The sequence below is a fragment of the Caulobacter sp. 10L414 genome (assembly GCF_056395525.1).
This window is the reverse complement of the sequence record NZ_JBFTJR010000165.1, coordinates 1-359: the sequence shown is the minus strand read 5'-3', so window position 1 is coordinate 359 and position 359 is coordinate 1. Positions and strand designations below refer to the sequence as shown.

Annotated in this window: 2 rRNA genes; both read left to right on the top strand. The window is 50.1% G+C overall.

What is annotated here, in order from left to right:
- Positions 1–129 (top strand): 23S ribosomal RNA (locus tag AC1DCG_RS25235); the annotation flags it as partial.
- Between the two features lie 155 nt (positions 130–284).
- Positions 285–359 (top strand): 5S ribosomal RNA (rrf, locus tag AC1DCG_RS25230); the annotation flags it as partial.

The window sequence follows — 359 nt, the reverse complement described above, 5'->3', positions numbered from 1 at the left end:
AGATGAGATCTCACTGGGACCTTGAGTCCCCTGAAGGGCCGTCGAAGACTACGACGTTGATAGGTTGGGTGTGTAAGCGCTGTGAGGCGTTGAGCTAACCAATACTAATTGCCCGTGAGGCTTGACCATATAACACCCAAGCAATTTGCTGATCCGAAAGGACACCAGATTGCGGTGTGTGAAGACGCAATGAACCGAAAGTTCGCAAGCATTCACAAAAGCCGCACAAACTATCGCATACCCAATTTGCTGAAGCGTCGAAAGACGGTTCGGTACCCGAATTTCTTGACGACCATAGAGCATTGGAACCACCTGAYCCCATSCCGAACTCAGAAGTGAAACGATGCATCGCCGATGGT